Genomic DNA, 22629 nt, shown 5'->3' with positions numbered 1-22629 from the left:
CATGTTTGACTCCGCTCCCCTGATATTATTGATAGAGGACGACCCGGTGTTCCGTCGCCTGATGGTGGCGTACCTCGAGCTGTGGGGGGCCAGGGTGATGGAGGCCGAAGACGGCGCCGAAGGACTGAACATGGTGGCCAGGCAGCGGCCCGATCTGGTGCTGAGTGACTTGTTGGTTCCCAATATAGACGGCCATGAGGTGGTCGCCAGCCTCAAGCGGCTGTATCCCGACTTGCCGGTAATCGTGATTTCCGGGCAGCAAAAGATGGCGGATGTGGCCCGGGTGCTTCGTTCCGGGGCCGAGGATTATCTGATCAAACCGATCAGAAACTGGAGCATGGTGGCCGAGGTGATCGCCGCCAGCCTGCGCCCGGAGCCGGGACGGATGAACGCCCAGTTCATTGAGCATCTGGCCTATTATCGTCATCAGGATATTGCCGCCAGCCGGCTACTGCTGTCATTGCAGCCCAGCCAGGATCTTCAAATGGGGCCCTGGCATCTGCATTGCCAGCAAAGCTCCCCCTGGGTACTGACCGAATGCGTGGTGCTGAACAACGACCTGCTGCTGCTGCTGGCGGAGTTTGATCCCCTGAATATGGATACGCCGGTGGTGATGACCCTGGTGACTTTTCTGCTCAACGGCCCTCTGCGCCAATACCAGCGCGGCGAACACCGGCTACTGGATAGCCCGGCGCAAACCCTGGAGTATATCAACTGCCTGATCCTGGACGCCGGTCTGGATACCCGGGTCAGCCTGGCATTAATCAAGCTGAATGCGGACAAGGGTATTGCCAATATCGCCAACGGCGGCATGCGCGGTACCGACTGGCTGGAGGCCTGCAATGTGGGTCCCCTGGGGTGCCCTCATCTGGTTGCCAGCCAGAGCAACCGACCGTTTTCCCTGCCCTGGAAGCTGACCATAACCGGCGCTTTTGGAAGCGAGCTCCAGCTGACCGCCAGCCACCAAAGCCGGCCTTATGCCCATGCCGGATAGTGCCCCTGTGCCAGTTGATCCCGTCTTCAGCTCACCAAACAGCAACGCCTTATTGATGGTTCACCGCGGGTTAGCGGGAAGAGAACTGTTCCAGGTAGCGGCCAAAGTCGGCTCCCAGTTCCGGGTGGCGCAAGCCATATTCCACTATGGCCTTGAGGTAGCCAAGCTTGCTGCCGCAGTCGTGGCTTTTGCCCTTGATATGGTGGGCAACCACTTGTTCCTGTTCCATCAGCAAGGCAATGCTGTCGGTCAGCTGAATTTCATTGCCGGCACCCAGCGGGGTTTTCTTCAGCAGCGGCCAGATGCCGGATGACAGCACGTAGCGGCCGACCACAGCCAGGTTGGAGGGGGCTTCATCCAGGGGTGGTTTTTCTACCATGGAGTGGATCCGGGCATGTTCTCCTTGCAACAGTGTGTGTCCCTGTATATCGACAATACCAAACTGATCAACCTGGGAGGCAGCCACCGGCTCTACCAGGATCTGGCTCTGGCCGGTTTCACCGAAGGAGCGGATCATGGCTGCCAGGTTATCCTGCTGCAGGCTGGCACTGGCATCATCGAGCAGCACATCGGGCAGCAGCACGGCGAAGGGGGCATCGCCGACCAGGGGGTGGGCACAGCAGATGGCATGGCCCAGGCCTTTGGCCTCGCCCTGACGTACATGCATGATGGTGACATCGGGTGGGCATATCCCCTGTACTTCGGCAAGCAGTTGACGCTTGACCCGCTTTTCCAGGGTGGCTTCCAGTTCAAAGCTGGTATCAAAATGGTTCTCAATGGAATTTTTACTGGCATGGGTTACCAGTATGATTTCCTTGATACCCGACTGAATCGCCTCGTTTACCACATACTGGATAAGGGGCTTATCCACCACGGGCAGCATTTCCTTGGGGATGGCTTTGGTGGCGGGCAACATGCGGGTTCCCAGGCCGGCGACGGGAATAATGGCCTTTTTGATAATTTGCTGGTTTGGCATGACTAGGACCTGGATTGGAAAATGCCATATCATAACCAAAGCAGCCCCATCCGGCCATGGCCGGTGGGGCCGGAGCATCAATGACTCAACAGATGCCTGTTTTTCTCAACGGTTGCCGTACCTATCCCCTTGACCTTGCTCAGGTCATCGACTGACGTAAAGGGTCCATTGTTTTCCCGATATTGGACTATCGCTGCCGCCTTGGCCGGCCCCACACCCGACAACATGGCCAGTTGTTCATGGCCGGCGGTGTTGATATTGATACTGCTGACAGCGACCGCTTTTGTGGTTTGTGGCTGGGTCTCTTCACTCAGGGCCGGGCCGCCGGCGGCCAGTAAACCGGCCAATAATGCGGTTAACAAGGGTCTGTTCATTCCCGTTTCTCCTTGTTGCTGGAAAATACTCATCCTGTGCTCCAGGACCATCAAAGCCTTGGATACAAATGGGAACTTATCAACGGAAATCAGCGGAGTTCACCCATTTGGGTGAATAAATCGGACTTGTCAGTCAGGCTTGGAGGGTGAGCCGGCCCCAGGGCCGGCAGGTGTCAAGGCAGGACCTTTTTAAAGGGTTTGATGGTGACCGAGGCGTAAACACCGGCAGCCACATAGGGGTCGGCATCGGCCCAGGCCTGGGCGGCGGCAAGGGAGTCGAACTCGGCGATGACGGTGCTGCCGCTAAAGCCGGCCGCGCCCGGATCTTCTGCATCTATGGCCGGGTTGGGGCCGGCGACCAGCAAACGGCCTTCATCGGCCAATGCCTGCAGGCGTGCCAGGTGAGCGGGTCTGGCTTGCTGGCGCAGGGCCAGGCTGTCTGCAACATCTTCGGAATAAATCAGATACCACATGCAATTATCCTTTTAAGTTGGTTTTATCTGACGCCGGCATGTGCCGGTATAAATAGAGGGCGGTGGCCAGGGTAAAAAGGAAGGTCAATCCCAGCAGGCCGAACACCTTGAAGTTGACCCACACTTCCTGGGACAGGCTGAAGGCCACATAGATATTGAGCAGTCCACAACCGGTAAAAAAGGCCACCCAGGCCAGGTTGACCCTGTCCCAGATACTGTTTGGCACCGTCATTTCCTTGCCCAGCATCTGTTTGATCAGATTCTTGTCAAAGCCGTAACGGCTGACCAGCAGGGCCAGGGCAAACAGGCCGTTGACCGCCGTTACCTTCCACTTGATAAACGCATCATTCTGGAAAAACATGGTCAGGCCGCCGAAAAAGAGCACCAGCACCAGGGTGACCAGGTGCATTTTTTCCAGCTTCTTGTGTTTAACCCACTGGATCAGTAATTGGATACAGGTAGCAGCCATCAGGGCGCCGGTGGCGGCGTAAATATCGACGGTTTTATACACCACAAAGAAGATAATGAGGGGAATAAAATCGGCAAATTGCTTCATAAGGGTTAAACCTGAACTGAAAATGAGTGCCCAGTTTACCCGTCAGCTTGTCGCCAGGCAAAAGATTGCGCCGGCAATACAAAAGGGAGGCCAACTGCGGCTCATTGCGTGTCTTGGGTGCCTTTCTTTCCTGGGGCTGCCGCATACGGTCAAGATTAGGTAAAATGGCGCCTCAATGGCACCCGTCTCTGCCACCACCTTCATTATTTTAGTTTGGAATCCAGTCCCTTGAATACAGAGTTTAGCCAGTTGTTGGCCCCCATTCATGCCTTCCTGCACTGTGCCACCCCCGATGCGTGGATAGCAGAGGCTCGCAAGCCCGAACACCTGACCAGCCTGCTGGTGGATCACGCCAACTGCGAGATGAAGGCGGCGATGAGCGCCCACAGCCTGGTGCGCCGCTATTGTCTGCCCAGGGAAAAACGCAAGCTGCTGCCCAACCTGGATTTCTACAAGTCCCTCGAGGCATTGCCCGACAAGGCCGAGGTGCTTGGCAAGCATGCGCTGACCGAGGACAGTCAGCGGGTATTCGATGAGTTGGAAAAAAATGCGCTGCTGGTGAAAATGGTGCGGCTTATCCAGGAAGAGTTGCACCATTTCGAGCAGGTGCTGGAAATCATGGCAGCCCGAGGAATAGAGTACAGTACCCTGTCGGCCTCCCGTTACGCCCAGGGTCTGCTCAGGCATGTGCGCACCCATGAACCGGCGGCGGTGGTCGACCGCTTGATTATCGGCGCCTATATCGAGGCCCGTTCCTGTGAGCGCTTTGCCCGGTTGGCGCCGCACCTGGATGAGGAACTAAACCGCTTCTATGTGTCGCTGCTGCGTTCCGAGGCCCGCCATTACCAGGACTACCTGACCCTGGCCGCGGACTACAGCGATCGGGACATCGGCGAACGGGTGGCATTTTTCGGTGCCCGGGAAGCCGAGCTTATCCAGGCTCCCGACGAGGTGCTGCGTTTTCACAGCGGCGTGCCGGCCGACTTACGATTGGGTTAGCGCCCGCTGCCGGGGGCATGCCAGCGGTATTCATTACTGTAGCTCTGCAACAGGCGCAGGCCCTGTTCGCTCTGGGGGTTACTCAGCACCCTGGCGGTGGGGCCGGCTTCGACCACATGCCCCTCGTGCATTAAAATGACCTGGTCACTGATATGACGCACCACGCCCAGATCGTTGGCCACGATGATGTAGGACAAGCCCAGGGTACTCTGCAGGCCGAGCAGCAGGTTGATGATGTGCGAGCGAACCGAGACGTCCAGATCGGAGATGGCCTCATCGGCAACGATGATCTTGGGCGAGAGGATCAATGCCCGCGCCAGGGCGACCCGCTGTTTTTGGCCGGTGGAGATCATCTGCGGGTAAAAATGGATATGATCCGGCAGCAGGCCCACCATGCGCAGGGTATTCAGTACCAGGGTTTCCCGCTGCTCCGCGCTCAGCTCGGTATTGAGCAGCAGGGGCGTTTCCAGTATCTGACCGATGCGGCTGCGGGGGTTGAGCGAGGTATTGGGATCCTGAAAAATCATCCGCATCAGCTGGCAGCGCTTGCGATCGTCACCGGGCTCGATCTTGTCGCCATCGATATAGACGCTGCCCTGGGTCGGGGGTAATACCCCCGCCAGCACCTTGGCCAGGGTACTCTTGCCCGAACCGGCTTCGCCCATCAACGCCAGGGTCTGGCCCCGCTCCAGGGTAAAGGACAGGGGATAGAAGGCGGTCTTCTTCTGGCGTCGGAACAGCCCGGTCTGGTTGATGAATACCTTGCTGAGATTATCGATCTTTAGCAGGGGAACCTGGCTCACTTGGTCTTACCTTTCTTCATATTCAGCGGAAAATGACAGTAGTAAACATGCCCCTTGACCTTGGCCAGCGGGGGGGTGATCACGCATTGTTTCTGGGCATTGGGGCAGCGGGGCCCCAGCCGGCAGCCGATGGGCAGGTTCTGCAGCGGAGGGATCACCCCGGGCAGGGTATTCAGCTTGGACTTGTGGGGCAGGTTGCCGTCCAGATCCGGCATCATCTGCAACAGGGCGGCGGTATAGGGATGATGGGGGCGGGTCAGGATCTGCTCCCGGGTGCCCGATTCCACCGTCTGGCCGCAATACATGATATTGATATGGTCGGTGAGTCTGGCGATGGCGGTGATGTCCGTGCTGATCAGCAATATGGTGGTGTTGGACAGCTTGTTCACCCGCTCCAGCAGCTTGAGTATCTGCGCCTGGTTGCTGGCCTCCATCGCCGTGGTGGGTTCGTCGGCCACCAACAACTTGGGCTGGTTGGCAATGGCCATGGCGATCATCACCTTCTGGCAGATGCCCTCGGACAACTGATAGGGATAGGCGCTCATCACCGTCTTGTGGTCACGGATGCCCACCCGGTGCAACAGGGCGATGGACTGCTGACGACGCCACTGCCAGCGCTGCCACCATTTTCCCTCGAAGGCCCAGTCCGGTACTGCTTCTTCCAGCTGGGCACCGATGGTCTCGGAGGGGTCCAGGCAGCTGGAGGGTTCCTGGAATACCATGGCGATATCCCGGCCCATGATGCGTCGGCGCTCCTTCGGGGACAGGCTCAGCAGATCGATGTTGTTCAGGTGCATGCGGTCGGCGGTAATGCGCCAGGTGTCTTTTTCTATGCCGACTATGGTCTGTGCCACCAGGCTCTTGCCCGAACCGGATTCGCCGATCAGGCCGCGGATCTCGCCCTCGGCCAGGGTCAGGCTGAATTTGTCGATGGCCTTGATCGTGCCCTGAGGAGTGTCAATCTCTATGGTCAGGTTGCGGATATCTAACAGCGGCATCAGTTCATTACCTCATTGATCGCCTGACGCAGGCCTTCACCCACCATGTTGATGACCAGCACACTGAGCACGATGGCCATGCCCGGCAGGGTCACGGTCCAGGGGGCCAGGTACACCAGATCGATGGCATGGGACAGCATGGCGCCCCATTCCGGCCTGGGGGGCTGGGCACCCAGGCCCAGGAAACCGACGGCGGTGATATCCAGGATGGCGGAGGAAAGCCCCCGGGTGGTCTGGCTGACCAGGGTATCGCTCAGGTTGGGCAACACCCCTAACTTAAGTATATGCCAGCGGTTGGCGCCATCGAGCCGCAGGGCGGTGATGTATTCCTTCTGCATCTCGTCCGACACCGCATTGTAGGTGGCGCGGATAAACTGGGGAATCAGCGCCAGGGTGATCGCCATCAGGGTATTGAACAGCCCGGGTCCGAGGATGGCGACAAAGATGATGGCCAGCAACAGGGAAGGGATCGACAGCAGGGTATCGAGCAGGTGGTTCAGGATACTGGACTTCAAGCCCTTGCTCATGCCGCCCAGGATACCGATACTGCCGCCGAGCAGCAGGGCGACCAGCACCACCAGCACGGCGTTGCCGACGGTCAGGCGGGCGCCGCTGATCAAGCGGGAGAGCATGTCCCTGCCCAGGTCATCCGTCCCCAGGAAGAAATCGATATTGCCCTGTTCCGCCCAGGAAGGGGGGAGCAGCAGGGCCTGGGTAAATTGCTCGGCGGGGTGGTACGGGGCCAGCCAGGAGCCAAACAGAATCAACAGGGCCAGGATCAGCAGGCCCCAGAGCCCGACCATGGCCATGAAGTTGTTCTTGAACAGCTGCCAGGCCAGCATCAGGGGAGTTAAGACCCGGACTTCGGGATAGATGTTAGCCCTGTTTGACATAAAACGCCTTTCTGCGGGTGGGGTAAATCAGGGTGGAGAAGATGTCCGTCAGCACGCTGGCTGTCACGGTGAAGGTGGCGATGGCCAGGGTACCCCCCCTGATGGCCATATAGTCTTGCTGCGCGATACTGGTCAGCAGCCAGCGCCCCAGACCGGGCCAGTCGAAGACGATTTCGGTCATCATCGCCGAGGTCAGCACGGGGCCCAGCTGCAGCCCCAGGGTGGGCACGGCCAGCGGAAAGGCATTGCGCAGCCCATGACGCAGGGCGACCTGGGTCTTGCTCAGGCCCTTGGTCAGGGCGGCGCGGATATAGTTTTGTTTGAGCACCTCCACCAGCGCGCTGCGGATCTGGCGGATCACCTCGGTGGTGGGCACGATGGACAATACCAGGGCCGGCAGTATCAGGTGGCGCAGGGCGTCGAGGAAGGCAGACATCCGGTAGTCGCTGTCGGCCAGCAGGGTGTCGATCAGCATGAAACCGGTTACCGTGGGAATGTCGTAGAGCAGGCTCAGCTGGCCGGACACCGGCAACCAGCCCAGGTTGAGCGAAAAAAACATTACCAGCAGCAGCCCCAGCCAGAAGACGGGTATCGAATAGCCCAGCAGGGTGCTTGAGAGGATCAGCGCATCCTGCCAGCGGCCCTGACGCAGCGCGGCCAGGGTGCCGACCGGGATGCCCACCACCAACGAGATGATAAAGGCCGCCAGGCACAGCTCGAGGGTTGCCGGGAAATACTGGTTCAGCGCATCCAGCACCGGCATGCCGGTGGCGCTGGAGATGCCGAAATCGCCCTGCAGCAGTTGCCGCATAAAGACCAGATAACCGGCCCAGAAATCAGCGCCGGGCCCCTCGGCCAGCAGGTTGTATTCAAGTACATAGGCCAGCAGGGTGAGCACCAGCAGGGTGGTCACCAGCAGGTTGAAGCGGCGTAAAATATAGTTCAGCATAAACACGCCTTCTGGGTTGATGGGCTGCGCATGGTTATTCCTTATGAACCTGGTGGAAATCTACGCCCCCGAAGGGAGGTAGGCGCAAATCCTGTACCTGCCGGCGATAGGCCTGCAGTTTCAGGCTGTGGATCAGCGGGATCACGGGGACCTCCTGGTGCACCAATTGCTGGGCCAGCTGATAAAACCGTACCCGCTCGGCCAGTAGCGGGGTTTGCAGCGCCAGATCCAGGTGTTGTTCAAATATCGGCTGACACCAGCGGCTGGTATTGGTGCCGGCTGCAATGGCCTGACAACTCAACAGGTTACGCAGCATGTTGTCCGGATCCGGTGAGTCCGCGTCCCAGCCGGTCAGCACAGCATCCTGATCCCCCTCGGCCAGCCGGTTGCGCATCACCTGCTCTTCCAGGGGCACCAGCCTGACCTGGATACCCAGCTCGCTTAGCTGGCGCTGGATCAGCTGGCCGGTCTTGACTCCATCGGGATTGAAGGAATGGGCGGCGGCCGACACCCATAGCTCCATGTCAAAGCCTTCGGCCAGGCCTGCCTGCTCCAGTAACCACTGGGCCCGAGACAGATCCGGTATCGGTGCCAGCAGGTTGGGGTGATTGCCCCAGGATACGGGGGGCAAGACGGCTTCGGCCATGGAACCCACATCAAAATACACCGCATGCAGTATATCCTGTCGGGACAAGGCCAGATTGATGGCCTTGCGAACCCGGATATCATTAAAGGGCGGCTTTTCGGTATTCAGGCTCAGCAAGGCCACATTCATGCTGGTTTCCTGGTTGAGCCGTAATGCGGGATCTGCCTTGATCACCGGCAACTGGCTGGCTCCCGGGTAGGCCATCACGTCACATTCTCCGGTTAACAACTTGGCCAGCCGTTTGGAAGACTGGGGAGTGATGTCAAACACCAGCTGTTCCAGCCGGGGGCTGCCCTGCCAGTAGTCGGGATGGCGCAGGTAGCGGATATACTCGTCGGTACGGTATTGGCTGAGCTTGAACGGGCCCGAGCCCACCGGTTGCTGATCCAGTTGCTCGGGTGTGCCCAGGTCAAGCAGATGTTGACCATATTCTGCCGACAGTATCACCGCATAATCGGTGGCCAGATAGGTCAGGAAGGAGGCATCGGGGTGGTTCAGCTCGAATACCACCTGATAGTCGCCGTCCGCCCGTACCTCCTTGATAAGATCCGCCAGGCCGATGCTGTTGAAGTAGGGATACCCCCCGCCTGTGTCATGGTAGGGGTGATGCGGGTCAGTCAGGCGGCGGAAGCTAAAGAGTACATCTTCGGCGGTCAGCTTGCGGCTCGGGCTGAACCAGTCGGTCTGATGAAAGGCGACGTCCTGGCGCAGGGTGAAGCGATAGCTCAGCCCATCCGGACTGCGTTGCCAGGCACTGGCCAGTGCCGGAATCGGCTGCAGGCTGTCCAGATCCAGGTCCAACAACCTGTCATACAGCTGGTGGGCGGTTGCGTCCAGGGTGACACTCGAGGTGACCAGCTGGGGATTAAAGGTCAGCGGGGCGCCCTCGGCACAGTAGAGCAGGCTCTGTTGTGCCAACTGGGTGTTGCTTGTATCACAACCGCTTAGCAGGATAGTCAGCAGCAGGCAGTGAAGCCATGAACGCATGGTGAGTCCTTAATCTTCAGATCCTTCGCCCGACGGCAGGCGGGTGGAGTATTTACGTAACAGGCCGCGCAACTGGTGATAACTCAGGCCCAGCAACTCCGCCGCCTGCCGCTGATTATACCGGGCCTGGACCAGGGCCGCCTTAATAAATGCCACTTCCTGCCCGGCCAGCTGCGCCTTGAGATCGGTCGGTAAACGGAGCTCGTTTACCGGGGCCGGCATGTTGTCGGTGGTTGGTCGCCAGGGCGAGGCAAAAGGATCCAGGCACAGGCTGGCCAGGGGCTGATCGGGACTGCCCTGGCGGTACAGGCTGCGCTCCACCACATTTTTCAGTTCCCGCACATTGCCCGGCCAGTCATGGGTCAGTAACTGTCGGCGTACTTCGGCGCTGAAACCGGCAAACAGCGACCAGCCCAGCTCGGCACACATCTTGATGGCAAAGTGCTCGGCCAGGTGCAGTATGTCATGCTCCCGGGCGCGCAAGGGCGGCAATGTAACCACATCAAAGGCCAGCCTATCAAGTAGATCGGGCCGGAAATCCCCGCGCGCGACCAGGGCCGGCAGATCCTGGTTGGTGGCGCAGATCAGGCGTACATTGACCCGGATGGAGCGGCTGCCACCAACCCGCTCAAACTCTCCATACTCGATGACCCTTAACAGCTTTTCCTGTACCCGACTGCTGGTGGTGGCCAGCTCATCGAGGAACAGGGTACCGCCATCGGCACGCTCGAAGCGGCCCTGATGGCGCTTCTGGGCGCCGGTAAAGGCACCGGGGTCATAGCCGAACAGCTCGCTTTCCAGCAGGCTTTCCGCCAGGGTGGCGCAGTTGATGGCGACAAACGGTTGTTGCCAGCGGGGTGACAGGTAATGCAGGCGATGGGCGATCAGCTCCTTGCCGGTGCCGCGCTCACCCACCAGCAGCGCCGGTTTATCGAGCGGCGCCAGCCGCGAGACCTGTTCCAGGGCGGCCAGCAGGCTGTTGGACTGACCGATCAGCTCATTGTCTGTCATTGAGGAATAAAGTTGGTGAAATTTACCAAATATTAGTCTTTTTGTTTATGACCGCCAACCGCTAACCTCGATATAAACTATTTTTATTTTTTAATATCAATGAATTAGTGTTACCTGAACAGTTGGCATATAACTTGACTATGGATAAGGGTAAGCAACACCGATGAATAGGTGTTTCGAGCTGTGCTACAGCAGTAAGGTTCGAACGCAGGCTCGCCGTAAACCCTTCGATGGTGCTCGGCAGCGCCATCCCTGGCGCAGACGGCCTGCTTCTCGGATCCTTACTGCTGTCTACAGACGGTCGTCCTATTCTGGAATCGTATTTTAGCTAGACCCGAAACAGGAGACGATGATGAGTATCTTTTCACGCCTGGCCGATATTATTAATGCCAACCTGAATACCCTATTGGACAAGGCCGAAGATCCGCCCAAGATGGTGCGCCTGATCATCCAGGAGATGGAAGATGAGCTGGTGCGCGAGCGTTCCAACCTGGCCCGTTTTCTGGCCGAGAAAAAAGATCTGTTGCGTCAGACCGAGCGCCATCAGGAACGGCTGGATGAATGGCAGAACAAAGCCGAACTGGCCTTGAACAAGGGACGCGAGGATCTGGCTCGGGCCGCCTTGCTGGAGAAAAGCAAACAGGCAGGGCTGCTCAAGGCCCTCGAACAGGAACAGCGGGCGGTGGAAGAGGGCATGGACAAGCTGGCCGAGGCCATCAGTGCACTCGAGGCCAAGCTGGCCGACGCCCGTGCCCGTCAGCAGGCCATGCAGCTGCGTGAACGCAGCGCCCAGAGCAGAATCAAGGTGCAGGAGCAGATGCGCCGCAGCGAAAGCCAGTCGGCCATCGATAAATTCGATCACATGGAGCGCAAGATCGACGAGTTGGAGGCCAAGGCCGATCTCTACAGCCAGAGCAGGGGCCTGGATCAGGCCTTTGCCGAACTGGAGGTGGATGACGCCATTAACAAGGAACTGGCCAAATTAAAAGCCAAGATGAACAAGGGTGAGGATAGCTGATGTCGGAACTGGCCTGGGCCCTGGTGGCCCCGTTAAATATCTTTCTGTTTCTGGTGGTGCCCATCTGGCTGGTGCTGCATTACCGCAGCAAGCGGCGGCTGGGAGAGGGGCTTGATGAGTCAGCCCGCCAGCGCCTGGAGCAGGCCCTGACCGAGGCCGACCGACTCGGTCAGCGCATAGAAACCCTGGAACGGTTGCTGGATGCGGAGGTGCCCGGATGGCGTCGACCCTGATCAACCTCTATCGCGATAAAAAAAACGGCAGGCTGGGTGGCGTCTGCGCCGGTATTGCTCATAAGCTGGGTGTTGAACCCTGGCTGGTGCGTATCTTTGCCTTGACCGGGCTTGTTTTTGCCAGCTTCCTGACCCTGGTGGCCTATATCGCCGCCTGGTTGCTGCTGGACACAATGCCCGACGAGGCCGAGTCTTCACCGGCACACATCAAAACCACCGGCTGGCAATCCGGCCTGTCTCCCCAGGAGGCGCTACAGACACTGGAGCAGAAACTGCGGGCCCTCAACGGCCGGGTCGCCGAGCTGGAGCAGCTGGTGGTGTCGCCGGAGTTCAGGCTGCGCCGGGAGTTTAACGACCTACGCGAGGGTAAATGAGCAAGGCAACACTCGAGCAGTGGCGGCACAAGGCGGGGGCCTGGGTGCAGCGTGGACTGGATCAGCGTCTGCGTCTGGCGGTGACCGGCCTGAGCCGCAGCGGTAAAACCGCGTTTATTACCAGCCTGGTCAACCAGCTGGAACACGCCGGCCTTGATGCCCGGCTGCCACACTGGGAGCCGGCGGCCGAAGGGCGGCTGCTGGGTATCAAGCGGGTGCCTCAACGGCATCACCATATCCCTGCCTTCGGCTATGAGGCGGCGCTGAGTCAGCTGTCGGCCGCGCCGCCCCGCTGGCCCGAACCGACCAAGGGCATCAGCGAAATTACCCTGGCCATCAAATACCGGCCCAGGAGCCGGTTTAAGCGTCAACTCAATGACAGCGCCACCCTCTATCTGGAAATTGTCGACTACCCGGGAGAATGGCTGCTGGATCTGCCGCTGTTGTCTCAAAGCTATGCCCAGTGGAGCCGGCAGCAACAGGCATTGGTGAATGAAACGGCCCTCGGCGGGCTGGCCGAGGAGTGGCGGCGGCTGGGAGCGGATATCGCGCCCGACAGCCCGGCCGATGACACGCGCATCGCTCCGCTGGCCGAGTCCTATACCCGTTGGTTGCACGCCATCAAGCAGCAAGCGGGTGCCTATCTGGTCCAGCCCGGTCGCTTCGTGTTGCCGGGGGAATACCAGGGGGCGCCCATGCTGCAGTTTGTGCCCTGGATCTGGGGGGAGGTGCCCGATGGTCTTAACGAAGGTCATCACTACGGCATGATGGCCGCCCGCTTCGAGCATTATAAAAAGTATCTGGTGCAGGGCTTCTACCGGGAATATTTTGCCGGTTTCGATCGTCAGATAGTGCTGGTGGACTGTCTAACTCCCCTCAACCAGGGGGCCGCCAGCTTCGACGATTTGAAAAGGGCGCTGACCGCCATCCTGTTGAGCTTCCAGTATGGCAAGAGTCGCTGGTGGCACCGGCTGTTCTCGCCACGGATCGACAAGCTGCTGTTTGCCGCCACCAAGGCGGATCACCTGACGCCGGAGCAACATGGCAAGCTGAGTCGGTTGCTGGAAACCCTGGTTAAGGGCGGGCATAAGCATGCGCGCCTCGCCGGCATCGATATCCACACCCTGGCGCTGGCGGCGGTCAAGGCCACCCGCTCGGGTCAGGTGGCCTATCAGGGGGAACAGCTGCCCGCCTTGCAGGGGGTACGCCTGGCCGACGGCGAGCCGGTCACCCTGTATCCCGGAGACGTGCCGGAACATCTGCCTGGTCCGGAATTCTGGCGGCAACAAGGCTTCGATTTTACCGAATTTGCCCCGCCGGACTGGCATAAGGAGGTGCCCCTGCCTCATCTGCGCCTGGATCAGGCGCTGGCGTTTTTACTGGGAGACAAATTATTGTGAAACTAAAAGGCAAGGTAATGCTGGATTCCTCCCTGGATGACCCGGCGCCCGATCCCATCCGGCCGGGCCGAGATTTCAGCGCCGATGATTTTATCCGGGTAGATGATGCCGAGGTGGTGCCGCCAAGTGATCTGAGGCCCGGGCGTCGTTACCTGCTGTGGTGGTCAGGCTTCGGTTTGACGTTGGGATTGCTGGTGCTCCATTCCGCCATCGGTCTGTGGCAGACCTGGCAGCAAAATCAGTGGCTGGGGGCAGCATGGAGCCTGGCGTTGGGTCTGCTGGCCATGGCGGCTCTGGGATCTGTGGTGCGGGAGCTGCGGCTGTTGCGGCGACTGGCCCGGGTATCTCGGCACCGGGCTCGGGCCGAGCAGCTGCTGCAGCAACAGGGATCTGGCCGGGCGCGGACCTTTTGTGAGCAGCTGGCCCGGGAGACGGGCCTGAACAATACCGATGCCTATCAGGGCTGGCAGGCGGGCCTGACCGAGCATGAGCTGGATGTGGAGGTACTGACCCTGTACAGCCGTCAGGTGCTGAGCGTGCAGGACCGGCAGGCCCGCAGCCGGGTACTGAAGTGGTCCGGTGAGGCGGCGGTGATGGTGGCTGCCAGCCCGCTGGCGGTGGTGGATATGCTGCTGGTGCTGTGGCGTAACCTGAAGATGATTGAAGATATTACCCATTGTTACGGCATTCGCCTGGGCTATTGGAGCCGGCTGCGGCTGATCCGCCAGGTGTTGCATCATATGCTCTATGTGGGGGTGAGCGAGGCGGCGGTCGATATGGGCATGGATCTGCTGGGCCTGGAGCTGGCGGGGCGGCTGTCAGCCCGGGCCGGGCAGGGGGTGGGTGCCGGTTTGCTGACCGCTCGCCTGGGACTGCAGGCCATGGATCTGTGTCGCCCCATACCCTGGCAGGGAGACGAGAAAAAACAGCTGGGCGGTATCCGCAAGGCGTTACTCGACAAGGTGAGCAGGATGCTGACCGGTAACAGGGAATAGATAGCCAACAAGGAGCTTAACAGGGGAGATATTGGGGTGACCGACGGGGCTCGAACCCGCGACAACCGGAATCACAATCCGGGACTCTACCAACTGAGCTACGGTCACCACAGAAAATGGCGCGCCCTGCAGGATTCGAACCTGCGACCATCCGCTTAGAAGGCGGATGCTCTATCCGACTGAGCTAAGGGCGCTTTTCTTGTAACGGGGCGGGATAATACCGATTTGATGCTATGGGGTCAACGGCTTTATCCCGAACCGGGAGCGGCCCGCCCAGGGATTAAACGGTAATTAAACACCGGGCGCCCAGCTTATCAAGGGCTCGAAAAAATGCGACAATCCGCGCAGGTTTATCAAGGTGAGAATTAACGCAGATGTCAGCTCAAATAATCGACGGAAAAGCGATTGCGCAAGCGGTACGTAAGCAGGTGGCCGACCGGGTTGCTGAACGGGTGAACCAGGGAAAGCGGGCACCGGGCCTTGCAGTAATCCTGGTGGGAGCCAACCCTGCCTCTCAGGTATATGTGGGTAGCAAGCGCCGGGCCTGTGAAGAAGTGGGCTTCGTGTCCAAGTCTTTCGATCTGCCCGAGGAAACCACCCAGCAACAGCTGCTGACTCTGATCGATGAGCTGAACCAGGACGCGACGATCGACGGCATCCTGGTCCAGTTGCCGTTGCCGTCCCATATCGACAGTACCCTGATTGTCGAGTCCATCCATCCCCACAAGGATGTGGACGGTTTTCATCCCTACAATGTCGGCCGCCTGGCTCAGCGCATTCCGGCCCTGCGTCCCTGTACGCCCAAGGGCATTATCACCCTGATCGAACGCAGCCATATCAAGACCCATGGCTTGAATGCGGTGGTGGTGGGTGCGTCCAATATCGTAGGACGCCCCATGACCCTGGAACTGTTGCTGGCCGGTTGCACGACGACCACCTGTCACCGCTTTACCGAAGATCTGCAAGGCAAGGTTGCTCAGGCCGATCTGTTGGTGGTGGCGGTCGGCAAGCCCAATTTTATTCCCGGTGACTGGATCAAGCCCGGTGCCGTGGTGATTGATGTGGGGATCAATCGCCTGGACGATGGCCGACTGGTGGGGGATGTGGAATATGCGGTAGCCGCCGAGCGGGCTTCTTATATTACTCCTGTTCCCGGTGGTGTGGGTCCCATGACGGTGGCTTCCCTGATTGAAAACACCCTGATCGCCTGTGAACGGTACCACGACAACTAAACAGGATCAGGCATGATGCGATGGCCCGACAAGGATGTGCTTTATACCGTTATATTTGGAACCGAAACTCCGGCGGGCCGTCGCTTCGATCTTCTGCTGATTGTCACCATACTGCTGTCCATAGGGGTGTTGTTTCTCGATTCGATTGGCTGGATCCGGGAAAAATACGGGCTGTTACTGTCTTCCCTGGAATGGTTTTTTACCCTGCTGTTTACCTTTGAATACGGGGTGCGAATCTATTGTTCGCAGAACCGGCCAGCCTATATCAAAAGCTTTTACGGTATCATCGACTTATTGGCGGTGCTGCCTTCCTACCTGATGCTGCTGATGCCGGGGGCCAGCTACCTGATGGTGGTGCGGCTGTTGCGGGTACTGCGTATTTTCCGCATCCTGAAGCTGATGCGCTACGTCAGTGAAGCCCAGGTGCTGATGCGTTCCCTTAACCAGAGTCGGCGCAAGATACTGGTGTTTTTCAGCGCCTTGTTTACCCTGGTCACCCTGTTTGGTTCTCTGCTTTATATGGTGGAAGGGCCGGAAAACGGCTTTACCAGTATTCCGATTAGTATTTACTGGGCTATCGTGACCATCACCACGGTGGGCTTTGGGGATATTACCCCGCAAACGCCGTTGGGTCAGGGGATTGCCGCCATTACCATGCTGATGGGCTATGCGATTATTGCGGTGCCGACCGGGATCATTACCGCCGAGCTGGGGCGTGAAATCCGCCGCGAGTATGACTTCCGCCATTGTCCCCAATGCGACCGGAGTGGACACGACAGGGACGCCAGCTTCTGCAAATATTGTGGCGGAGCAATGGAAGATCCCGACCAGGACAAACAGGAAAACAAATAAGGGAGCCGAGGCTCCCTTTGTTTTAATGCCGATTATTGTTCAGTGGTTTCTTCCATGATCTCATCCAGCCGTTGTTCGGCTTCCTCGGCAACTTCATCCATTGACTGTTTCATTTCTGCCGATTGCTCTTTTGCAGCATCCATGGTCTCGCCGGCTTTTTCTTCTATCACGTCCATGGCGTCACCGGCCTGCTCCTGCATATTCTCTACGGCCTGGTCCATACTTTCACCCATTTCTTCCATGGTGCCTTGCTCTTCAACACCCATGCTCTCCTGAGCCTCATCGGCCATTTGCTCGCCTTGTTCCTGTACGGCTTCGACCGTCTCATCAATCTGCTCACCGGCTTGTTCGGCAGGGCCTTTGTTGTCACAAGCCGCCAGGCCAAAGGCGGCGACAGAAGAAAACAGCAGGGCTTTAAGCAATGACGTGTTCATACAAACTCCTTAAATGGTACCGTAACGGCATGGCCATCGTTTATTGAGATTAACCTCTATCAGTAATAGCCCAGGCGGGAATAAAAATACAGGGGGAGTATGGTGGGTAAAAATAAGTCTTTTAATATTTTATCTTTTAAAATCAGATAATAATAAGATTTTGCGAAGCATCCTGACGTGATGAAATAGGGCTTTTCCATGAAAGATATGTCTAACCCTGTCATTGCCTGAACAAAAAAGGGGCCGACCGCCCCTTGTTGTTATCAGCGTATAAATAACTGTTCCTCATTGTGCTACAGAAATCAGGCTCGAACGCAGACTCGCCATAAACCCATCCCAGGGTGCTCCGCCGCGTCACTGACCGCCATGGATGGCGGGAATGCCGGAATGGAAGGGAGCATTTTCCGGCCTTGGCGCGGAGGGTCTGCTTATCGAATCCTGACTGCTCTCTCGAAATGTAGCGGTATTTGTATCAGTTATTTATTATTTGCGACGCCAGCGGGTGCCTTCGGGGCCGTCTTCCAGCTCGATCCCCATCTGGTTGAGCCGATCCCGGGCGGCGTCGGCGGCGGCCCAGTCTTTGGCCTTGCGGGCGTCCAGGCGAGCCTGGATCAGGCCTTCGATTTCGGCGACTTCATCATCGCTGCCGTTATCACCGCGCAAGAAGGCTTCCGGATCCTGGTACAGCAGTCCCAGCACCCCGGCCAGTTCACGCAGACGCCCGGCCAGGCCGGCCGCCTGGGCCTGATCCGTTGATTTCAGCCGGTTGATCTCCCGTGCCAGATCAAACAGCACCGAGTAGGCCTCGGGGGTATTGAAGTCATCGTCCATGGCATCCTTGAAGCGCGCCACAAATTGCTCACCGCCCCGGGCATCGACCACCGGCAGGTCACGCAGGGCGGTATAGAAGCGTTCCAGGGCCGTGCGCGCCTTGTTCAGGTTGTCGTCGGAGTAGTTCAGCTGGCTGCGGTAGTGGCCGGACAGCAGGAAATAACGGATGGTTTCGCCGTCATAGTGCCCCAGTACATCGCGGATGGTGAAGAAATTGCCCAGGGACTTGGACATCTTTTCCTTATCGACCATGACCATACCCGAATGCATCCAGGTGTTGACGTAAGGGCTGTGATTGGCACAGCAGCTCTGGGCAATTTCGTTTTCGTGATGGGGGAACTGCAGGTCGGAGCCACCGCCATGGATGTCAAAATGCTTGCCAAGATGCTTGCCGTTCATGGCCGAACATTCGATATGCCAGCCGGGACGTCCCGCCCCCCAGGGTGACGGCCAGGACGGCTCGCCGGGCTTGGACTGTTTCCATAACACAAAGTCCAGCGGATTTCGCTTGGACTGTTCCACCTCAACCCGGGCACCGGCCTGCAGTTGCTCCAGGTTCTGACCGGACAGGCGGCCGTAGTCAGCGAAACTGCTGACCTCGAACAGTACGTCACCATTGTCGGCAATATAGGCATGGCCGTCTTTGATCAGGGTTTCTACCATGGCGATAATGTCGGGAATATGCTGGGTGGCCTTGGGCTCCAGATCGGGGCGGGCAATATGCAGGGCATCGAAATCCCGGTACATCTCAGCCGTCAGTCGTTCGGTCAGGGCATCGCAGGATTCGCCGTTTTCAGCGGCTCTTTTGATGATTTTGTCGTCAATATCGGTGATGTTGCGTACAAAATTAAGATCATAACCGAGGTAGCGCAGATAACGGGTGACCACGTCGAAGGCCACAAAGGTGCGGCCATGACCGATATGACAGAGATCATAAATGGTGACACCACACACATACATGCCGACTTTGCCGTCTGTCAGGGGTTTGAAGGTTTCTTTTTGTCGCGTCAGGGTGTTGTAAATTTTCAGCATGGTGTCTATGTCTTGATAATGAGTGTGAGCCTGTGCGTATTGAACCTTCATTGGAGGCCGGGTGCAAGCCTTGGCACGACAGGGTTTTGTTAAAGGGGGTGCATAGGCTAGAATCAGGCTCTGATTTTTATTTTCGGGTAATTCATTATGGTCACACTGCACACTACTTACGGCGATATCACCCTGACGCTGTTTGCCGACAAGGCGCCGGAAACCGTTGCCAACTTCCTGCAATACTGCCGCGACGGCCACTATGCCAACACCCTGTTCCACCGGGTGATCGACGGCTTTATGATCCAGGGCGGTGGCTATGGCCCCAACTTCGAAGAAAAACAGACCCGTGCGCCGGTCAAGAACGAAGCGAACAACGGTCTGTCCAACAAGGTCGGCACCATTGCCATGGCCCGCACCATGGAGCCCCATTCAGCGACCGCCCAGTTCTTTATCAACGTCAACGACAATGACTTCCTGAACTTCAAGGCCGCCAATGCCCAGGGCTACGGCTACTGCGTGTTCGGCGAAGTGACCGATGGCATGGATGTGGTCAACAAGATCAAGGGCGTGGCCACCGGCACTCGCGGCCATATGCATCAGGATGTACCGGTTGACGATGTACTGATCACCGGCGTGACCGTTAGCGAATAAGAGCTGATCGCCGAGGAGTATCGGTTCTGATACTCCGCAATCTGGCCAGGGAAAATACAGCGTACCGACTTGCGTAACAGGTCAGCACCGTATCCTTCCCTGGCCAGTCTGTTCTGAATGCTCAGTCTTTCCGTCCATAAGCAATAGGTCCCATTCCCTTGACACCGGCAACCCTGTTTATCGCCGATCTTCACCTGAGCCAGGCCCGGCCGGATATTACCGCCGCCTTCCTGCGCTTTATGGCCGAGGAAGCTCCCCGAGCCGATGCCCTTTACATACTGGGCGATCTGTTTGAATTCTGGATTGGCGACGATGAGCCTAACCCGCTGCACACCAGTGTTTCCGAGGCTTGCCGGGCCTGTGTGGAGCAAGGTACGCCCATCTATTTCGTGCATGGCAACCGGGACTTCCTGCTGGGCCGGGAGTTTGCCGGTCGGGCCGGCGTCACCTTGCTGCCCGAGCATTCCGTGGTCGAGCTATACGGCAAGCCCGCGCTTGTGATGCACGGTGATACCCTCTGTATAGACGACCGGGACTATCAACGTTTTCGGCGCATCACTCACTGGCCCTGGCTGCAGTGGCTGTTCCGGCGTCTGCCCCTGAGCTGGCGTCTCAAGGTTGCCGACTGCATGCGCAATACCAGCCAGAATGCCAACCAGGCCAAATCCATGAGTCTGATGGACGTGACCCAGCTGGAGGTGGAACGGCAGATGGCCCAATATCATGTTGAGCTGCTGATCCATGGTCATACCCACAGGCCTGCAATCCATCAACTGACCCTCGACGGCAAGGCCGCCCGGCGCATCGTACTCGGTGACTGGTATACCCAGGGCAGCGTGCTGGAAGTGACCCCGACCGGGGTGGAGTTGCAGACTCGCGCCTTTGAGGAGCAAGCATGAAACCAGGAAAGACCGGACTCGGCCGCATCGTATCCGCCATCGGCTATTCCTGGCAGGGTATCAAAAGCGCCTTTCAGCATGAGGCGGCGTTTCGCCAGGAGTGCCTACTGGTGTTGCTGTTGCTGCCGGTGGCGCTGTTCTGGGATGTGACGGCGGTTGAAAAGGTCATCCTGATCGGCAGCCTGCTGCTGGTGTTGATCGTGGAGCTGCTCAACTCCGCCGTTGAGGCGGTGGTGGATCGCATCGGCCATGAGCACCATGAGCTGGCCGGCCGAGCCAAGGACATGGGCTCGGCGGCGGTGCTGCTGTCCATGCTGTTGTTGGTGCTGGCATGGGGGATTATTTTGGTCGACTATGTTTCCCGATCCCATACTCCCTGAGCTTGTTGGCGATGGCAGTATGGGAAATACCGAGCCGCTTGGCCAGCTGTCGGCTGGAGGGATGCTGGGGGTACAAGCGTTCCAGCAGCATGCGCTCGAATCCCTTGACCGCCTCTTCGAGCGAGCCATCGCACAGGGCGTCCAGTTCCGGCAAACCGGCCTGCTCGGGAAGCGCCAGGTGGGCCAGGGTGAGCTCGTCGCCCTCCAGCAGGCTGATGGCGCGGTACAGGCTGTGTCTGAGCTGGCGCACATTGCCCGGCCAGGGGTAATGGCACAGGTAGTCGGCCAGCTGCTTTGCCAGCCTAGGGCGGGGGCGTTCCAGCTCGGCGGCGAACTGACCGCAAAAATGCAGGCTCAGCGGTAAAATATCCTTCTGCCGTTCCCGCAGGGGGGGGAGGCGCAGGTTCAGTACATTCAGCCGGTAAAACAGATCCTGGCGGAACTGACCCTGCTGCACCAGGGCTGCCAGATCCTGCTGGCTGGTGCAAATCACCCGGATGTCCACCTTGACTTCGAGCTCGTCGCCGAGGCGGCGGAACACCCCGTCCTGCAACACCCGCAAGAATTTGAGCTGCAACAGCGGCGACATCTCGCCAATTTCGTCCAGCACCAGGGTGCCGCCGTTAGCCTGTTCCAGCACCCCGTGCTTGCGATCCCGGTTATGGCCAAAGGCGCCGGGTCCATAGCCGAACAGTTCGTTTTCGGCGGCCTCGTCGGGAATAGCGGCGCAGTTGAGCAGGATAAAGGGCCCTTCACCGCGCAGGCTGGCGGCGTGGCAAGCCCGGGCCAGCCGTTCCTTGCCGGTGCCGGTTTCTCCCTGGATCAACAAGGGAGCATCCAGGGTGGCAAGCCGGCGGGCTTCCTTGAGTAATTGGGCCATGGCCGGACTCTGATTGATGAAGCCGTCAAAATGCGGACTTTCCTTGCTGCGCATGACCTTGAAGTGCTGACCCACCCGGTGGGCCGATTTGAACACCACCACGGCGCCGGCCAGGCTCTGCTCGCCGCTTTCGTCGGTAACCCAGATAGGCAGAAAGTCGGCCAGGTAGGGTTCATCGGCCATCACCACTTTTTCACTGAGCGGCTTGGGGTTGGCCTGCTCCAGCCAGCGGGTGACGTGCACCCCCTTCAGTCTGGGCCCCAGGTGTTGGTGCTGCAGGTTTGCCTGGCTCTCTGCCAGCAGGCTGCAGGCTGCATCATTGGCCAGGGTAATGCGGCCCAGGGTATCCACTGCCACCACCGCATCGGGCAGGGCGGTGAGCAATGCCAAGATGGCGTTGTGCTCCCGCTCCGAAGGCATGCAGGGAATGGTCTTGACGTCATGTACCCCGGGAATACGGCGGATGGCCGGCATCAGATGCTGCAGGGTAGCGAAATCGAGGGTAGGAAAGTTGAGGTAGATGATGCCGCTGATATCGATTTCTATGCCACGCAGATCTATCTGGTGCTCCAGCAGAATATCGAGCAGCTCACGGGTCAGGCCCAGGCGATCTTCACAATTTACCTTTAAACGCATTTATCCTGTCTCGGTAATGCAAAGTGTAAATAATACCTTACAGAAGCAAGTGATTCGAGTCCGTTGTCACTAACCGTTTGCAGAAAGCGAAAAAGTCATACATTCTAATCACAAATTGTTTAAATAGCG

Annotated in this window: 25 protein-coding genes and 2 tRNA genes; 12 read left to right on the top strand and 15 right to left on the bottom strand. The window is 58.5% G+C overall.

The annotated features are described in order from the left end of the window. The first annotated feature begins 1 nt into the window (after window position 1). Window positions 2–994: a response regulator gene (locus DCS96_RS06650; protein WP_116473524.1), complete on the top strand. Its 993-nt coding sequence runs from the start codon at window positions 2–4 to the stop codon at window positions 992–994. A gap of 70 nt (window positions 995–1064) precedes the next feature. Here DCS96_RS06650 and galU read toward each other — a convergent pair whose 3' ends face one another. The 4 genes from galU to DCS96_RS06630 form a co-directional block, all read right to left on the bottom strand. Continuing rightward, complete coding sequence (galU, locus tag DCS96_RS06645) at window positions 1065–1970, bottom strand: UTP--glucose-1-phosphate uridylyltransferase GalU (protein ID WP_116473523.1); 906 nt, start codon at window positions 1968–1970, stop codon at window positions 1065–1067. Window positions 1971–2047: 77 nt separating this feature from the next. Further along, the gene (locus DCS96_RS06640; protein ID WP_116473522.1) at window positions 2048–2344 is read right to left on the bottom strand and encodes a ComEA family DNA-binding protein; all 297 of its coding nucleotides are present in this window, start codon (window positions 2342–2344) and stop codon (window positions 2048–2050) included. A 173-nt stretch (window positions 2345–2517) separates the two neighbouring features. After that, entirely contained in the window at window positions 2518–2817 is a 300-nt protein-coding gene (locus DCS96_RS06635) for a YciI family protein (RefSeq protein ID WP_116473521.1), read from the bottom strand. Window positions 2818–2821: 4 nt separating this feature from the next. Further along, on the bottom strand, window positions 2822–3373 hold the full coding sequence (locus tag DCS96_RS06630) for a septation protein A (RefSeq protein ID WP_116473520.1): 552 nt from the start codon (window positions 3371–3373) through the stop codon (window positions 2822–2824). A gap of 228 nt (window positions 3374–3601) precedes the next feature. Between DCS96_RS06630 and miaE the strand changes: the two genes are divergently transcribed. Continuing rightward, window positions 3602–4372: a tRNA isopentenyl-2-thiomethyl-A-37 hydroxylase MiaE gene (miaE, locus tag DCS96_RS06625; protein ID WP_232818198.1), complete on the top strand. Its 771-nt coding sequence runs from the start codon at window positions 3602–3604 to the stop codon at window positions 4370–4372. Here miaE and DCS96_RS06620 read toward each other — a convergent pair. From DCS96_RS06620 to pspF, 6 genes are read right to left on the bottom strand one after another with little or no spacing between them, the layout of a single operon-like run. Continuing rightward, window positions 4369–5175, bottom strand: a complete 807-nt coding sequence (locus tag DCS96_RS06620; RefSeq protein WP_116473518.1) for a peptide ABC transporter ATP-binding protein — start codon at window positions 5173–5175, stop codon at window positions 4369–4371. The two genes, miaE and DCS96_RS06620, sit on opposite strands and share 4 nt — an antisense overlap. After that, a complete protein-coding gene (locus DCS96_RS06615; RefSeq protein ID WP_116473517.1) occupies window positions 5172–6173 on the bottom strand; it encodes a peptide ABC transporter ATP-binding protein in 1002 nt (333 codons plus the stop codon). Before DCS96_RS06615 ends, DCS96_RS06620 begins: the two co-directional genes overlap by 4 nt. Continuing rightward, window positions 6173–7066 carry a putrescine export ABC transporter permease SapC gene (sapC, locus tag DCS96_RS06610; RefSeq protein ID WP_116473516.1) on the bottom strand — a complete coding sequence of 298 codons (894 nt, stop codon included), beginning with the start codon at window positions 7064–7066 and terminating at the stop codon, window positions 6173–6175. The genes DCS96_RS06615 and sapC overlap by 1 nt, the downstream gene beginning before the upstream one ends. Beyond that, window positions 7050–8015 carry an ABC transporter permease gene (locus tag DCS96_RS06605; protein WP_116473515.1) on the bottom strand — a complete coding sequence of 322 codons (966 nt, stop codon included), beginning with the start codon at window positions 8013–8015 and terminating at the stop codon, window positions 7050–7052. The genes sapC and DCS96_RS06605 overlap by 17 nt, the downstream gene beginning before the upstream one ends. A 34-nt stretch (window positions 8016–8049) precedes the next feature. Then, window positions 8050–9648 (bottom strand): ABC transporter substrate-binding protein, encoded by a 1599-nt coding sequence (locus DCS96_RS06600; RefSeq protein ID WP_116473514.1) that lies wholly within the window; start codon window positions 9646–9648, stop codon window positions 8050–8052. A 9-nt stretch (window positions 9649–9657) separates the two neighbouring features. Beyond that, window positions 9658–10659 carry a phage shock protein operon transcriptional activator gene (pspF, locus tag DCS96_RS06595; protein ID WP_116473513.1) on the bottom strand — a complete coding sequence of 334 codons (1002 nt, stop codon included), beginning with the start codon at window positions 10657–10659 and terminating at the stop codon, window positions 9658–9660. Between the two features lie 352 nt (window positions 10660–11011). On the opposite strand from pspF, the gene pspA reads away from it, so the two are divergent. From pspA to DCS96_RS06570, 5 genes are read left to right on the top strand one after another with little or no spacing between them, the layout of a single operon-like run. Next, window positions 11012–11677: a phage shock protein PspA gene (gene pspA / locus DCS96_RS06590; RefSeq protein ID WP_116473512.1), complete on the top strand. Its 666-nt coding sequence runs from the start codon at window positions 11012–11014 to the stop codon at window positions 11675–11677. Continuing rightward, entirely contained in the window at window positions 11677–11910 is a 234-nt protein-coding gene (gene pspB, locus DCS96_RS06585; RefSeq protein ID WP_116473511.1) for an envelope stress response membrane protein PspB, read from the top strand. Before pspA ends, pspB begins: the two co-directional genes overlap by 1 nt. Beyond that, window positions 11895–12284, top strand: coding sequence for an envelope stress response membrane protein PspC (gene pspC / locus DCS96_RS06580; protein WP_116473510.1), 390 nt, complete (start codon window positions 11895–11897; stop codon window positions 12282–12284). The genes pspB and pspC overlap by 16 nt, the downstream gene beginning before the upstream one ends. Beyond that, window positions 12281–13684, top strand: coding sequence for a YcjX family GTP-binding protein (locus DCS96_RS06575; RefSeq protein ID WP_116473509.1), 1404 nt, complete (start codon window positions 12281–12283; stop codon window positions 13682–13684). Before pspC ends, DCS96_RS06575 begins: the two co-directional genes overlap by 4 nt. Beyond that, entirely contained in the window at window positions 13681–14679 is a 999-nt protein-coding gene (locus DCS96_RS06570) for a YcjF family protein (protein ID WP_116473508.1), read from the top strand. The genes DCS96_RS06575 and DCS96_RS06570 overlap by 4 nt, the downstream gene beginning before the upstream one ends. Window positions 14680–14711: 32 nt before the next feature. Here the strand turns inward: DCS96_RS06570 and DCS96_RS06565 are convergent. Beyond that, window positions 14712–14787, bottom strand: a tRNA-His gene (locus DCS96_RS06565). Between the two features lie 9 nt (window positions 14788–14796). Next, a tRNA-Arg gene (locus DCS96_RS06560) sits at window positions 14797–14873 on the bottom strand. A gap of 180 nt (window positions 14874–15053) precedes the next feature. On the opposite strand from DCS96_RS06560, the gene folD reads away from it, so the two are divergent. Together folD and DCS96_RS06550 are read left to right on the top strand one after the other, a co-directional pair. Continuing rightward, entirely contained in the window at window positions 15054–15911 is an 858-nt protein-coding gene (folD, locus tag DCS96_RS06555) for a bifunctional methylenetetrahydrofolate dehydrogenase/methenyltetrahydrofolate cyclohydrolase FolD (protein ID WP_116473507.1), read from the top strand. A 12-nt stretch (window positions 15912–15923) separates the two neighbouring features. Continuing rightward, complete coding sequence (locus tag DCS96_RS06550; protein ID WP_232818197.1) at window positions 15924–16763, top strand: ion transporter; 840 nt, start codon at window positions 15924–15926, stop codon at window positions 16761–16763. A 32-nt stretch (window positions 16764–16795) separates the two neighbouring features. On the opposite strand, the gene DCS96_RS06545 is transcribed toward DCS96_RS06550, so the two are convergent. Continuing rightward, window positions 16796–17197 carry a hypothetical protein gene (locus DCS96_RS06545; RefSeq protein WP_116473506.1) on the bottom strand — a complete coding sequence of 134 codons (402 nt, stop codon included), beginning with the start codon at window positions 17195–17197 and terminating at the stop codon, window positions 16796–16798. A gap of 483 nt (window positions 17198–17680) precedes the next feature. Then, a complete protein-coding gene (gene cysS / locus DCS96_RS06540) occupies window positions 17681–19060 on the bottom strand; it encodes a cysteine--tRNA ligase (RefSeq protein ID WP_116473505.1) in 1380 nt (459 codons plus the stop codon). A gap of 147 nt (window positions 19061–19207) precedes the next feature. Here cysS and DCS96_RS06535 point away from each other — a divergent pair, with 147 nt between their 5' ends. The 3 genes from DCS96_RS06535 to DCS96_RS06525 all read left to right on the top strand — a co-directional run bounded on the left by DCS96_RS06535 (window position 19208) and on the right by DCS96_RS06525 (window position 20984). Then, window positions 19208–19705 carry a peptidylprolyl isomerase gene (locus DCS96_RS06535; protein WP_116473504.1) on the top strand — a complete coding sequence of 166 codons (498 nt, stop codon included), beginning with the start codon at window positions 19208–19210 and terminating at the stop codon, window positions 19703–19705. Window positions 19706–19863: 158 nt separating this feature from the next. Then, complete coding sequence (gene lpxH, locus DCS96_RS06530) at window positions 19864–20604, top strand: UDP-2,3-diacylglucosamine diphosphatase (protein ID WP_116473503.1); 741 nt, start codon at window positions 19864–19866, stop codon at window positions 20602–20604. Then, a complete protein-coding gene (locus DCS96_RS06525; RefSeq protein WP_116473502.1) occupies window positions 20601–20984 on the top strand; it encodes a diacylglycerol kinase in 384 nt (127 codons plus the stop codon). Before lpxH ends, DCS96_RS06525 begins: the two co-directional genes overlap by 4 nt. Here DCS96_RS06525 and tyrR read toward each other — a convergent pair. Beyond that, window positions 20944–22500, bottom strand: coding sequence for a transcriptional regulator TyrR (gene tyrR / locus DCS96_RS06520; RefSeq protein ID WP_116473501.1), 1557 nt, complete (start codon window positions 22498–22500; stop codon window positions 20944–20946). The two genes, DCS96_RS06525 and tyrR, sit on opposite strands and share 41 nt — an antisense overlap. Between the last annotated feature and the right edge of the window lie 129 nt (window positions 22501–22629).

The sequence above is a fragment of the Zobellella maritima genome, from assembly GCF_003075035.1.
GTDB classification, from domain to species: Bacteria; Pseudomonadota; Gammaproteobacteria; order Enterobacterales; family Aeromonadaceae; genus Oceanimonas; species Oceanimonas maritima.
The sequence above is the reverse complement of the archived record's forward strand: the minus strand, read 5'-3'. Positions and strand labels throughout refer to the sequence as shown.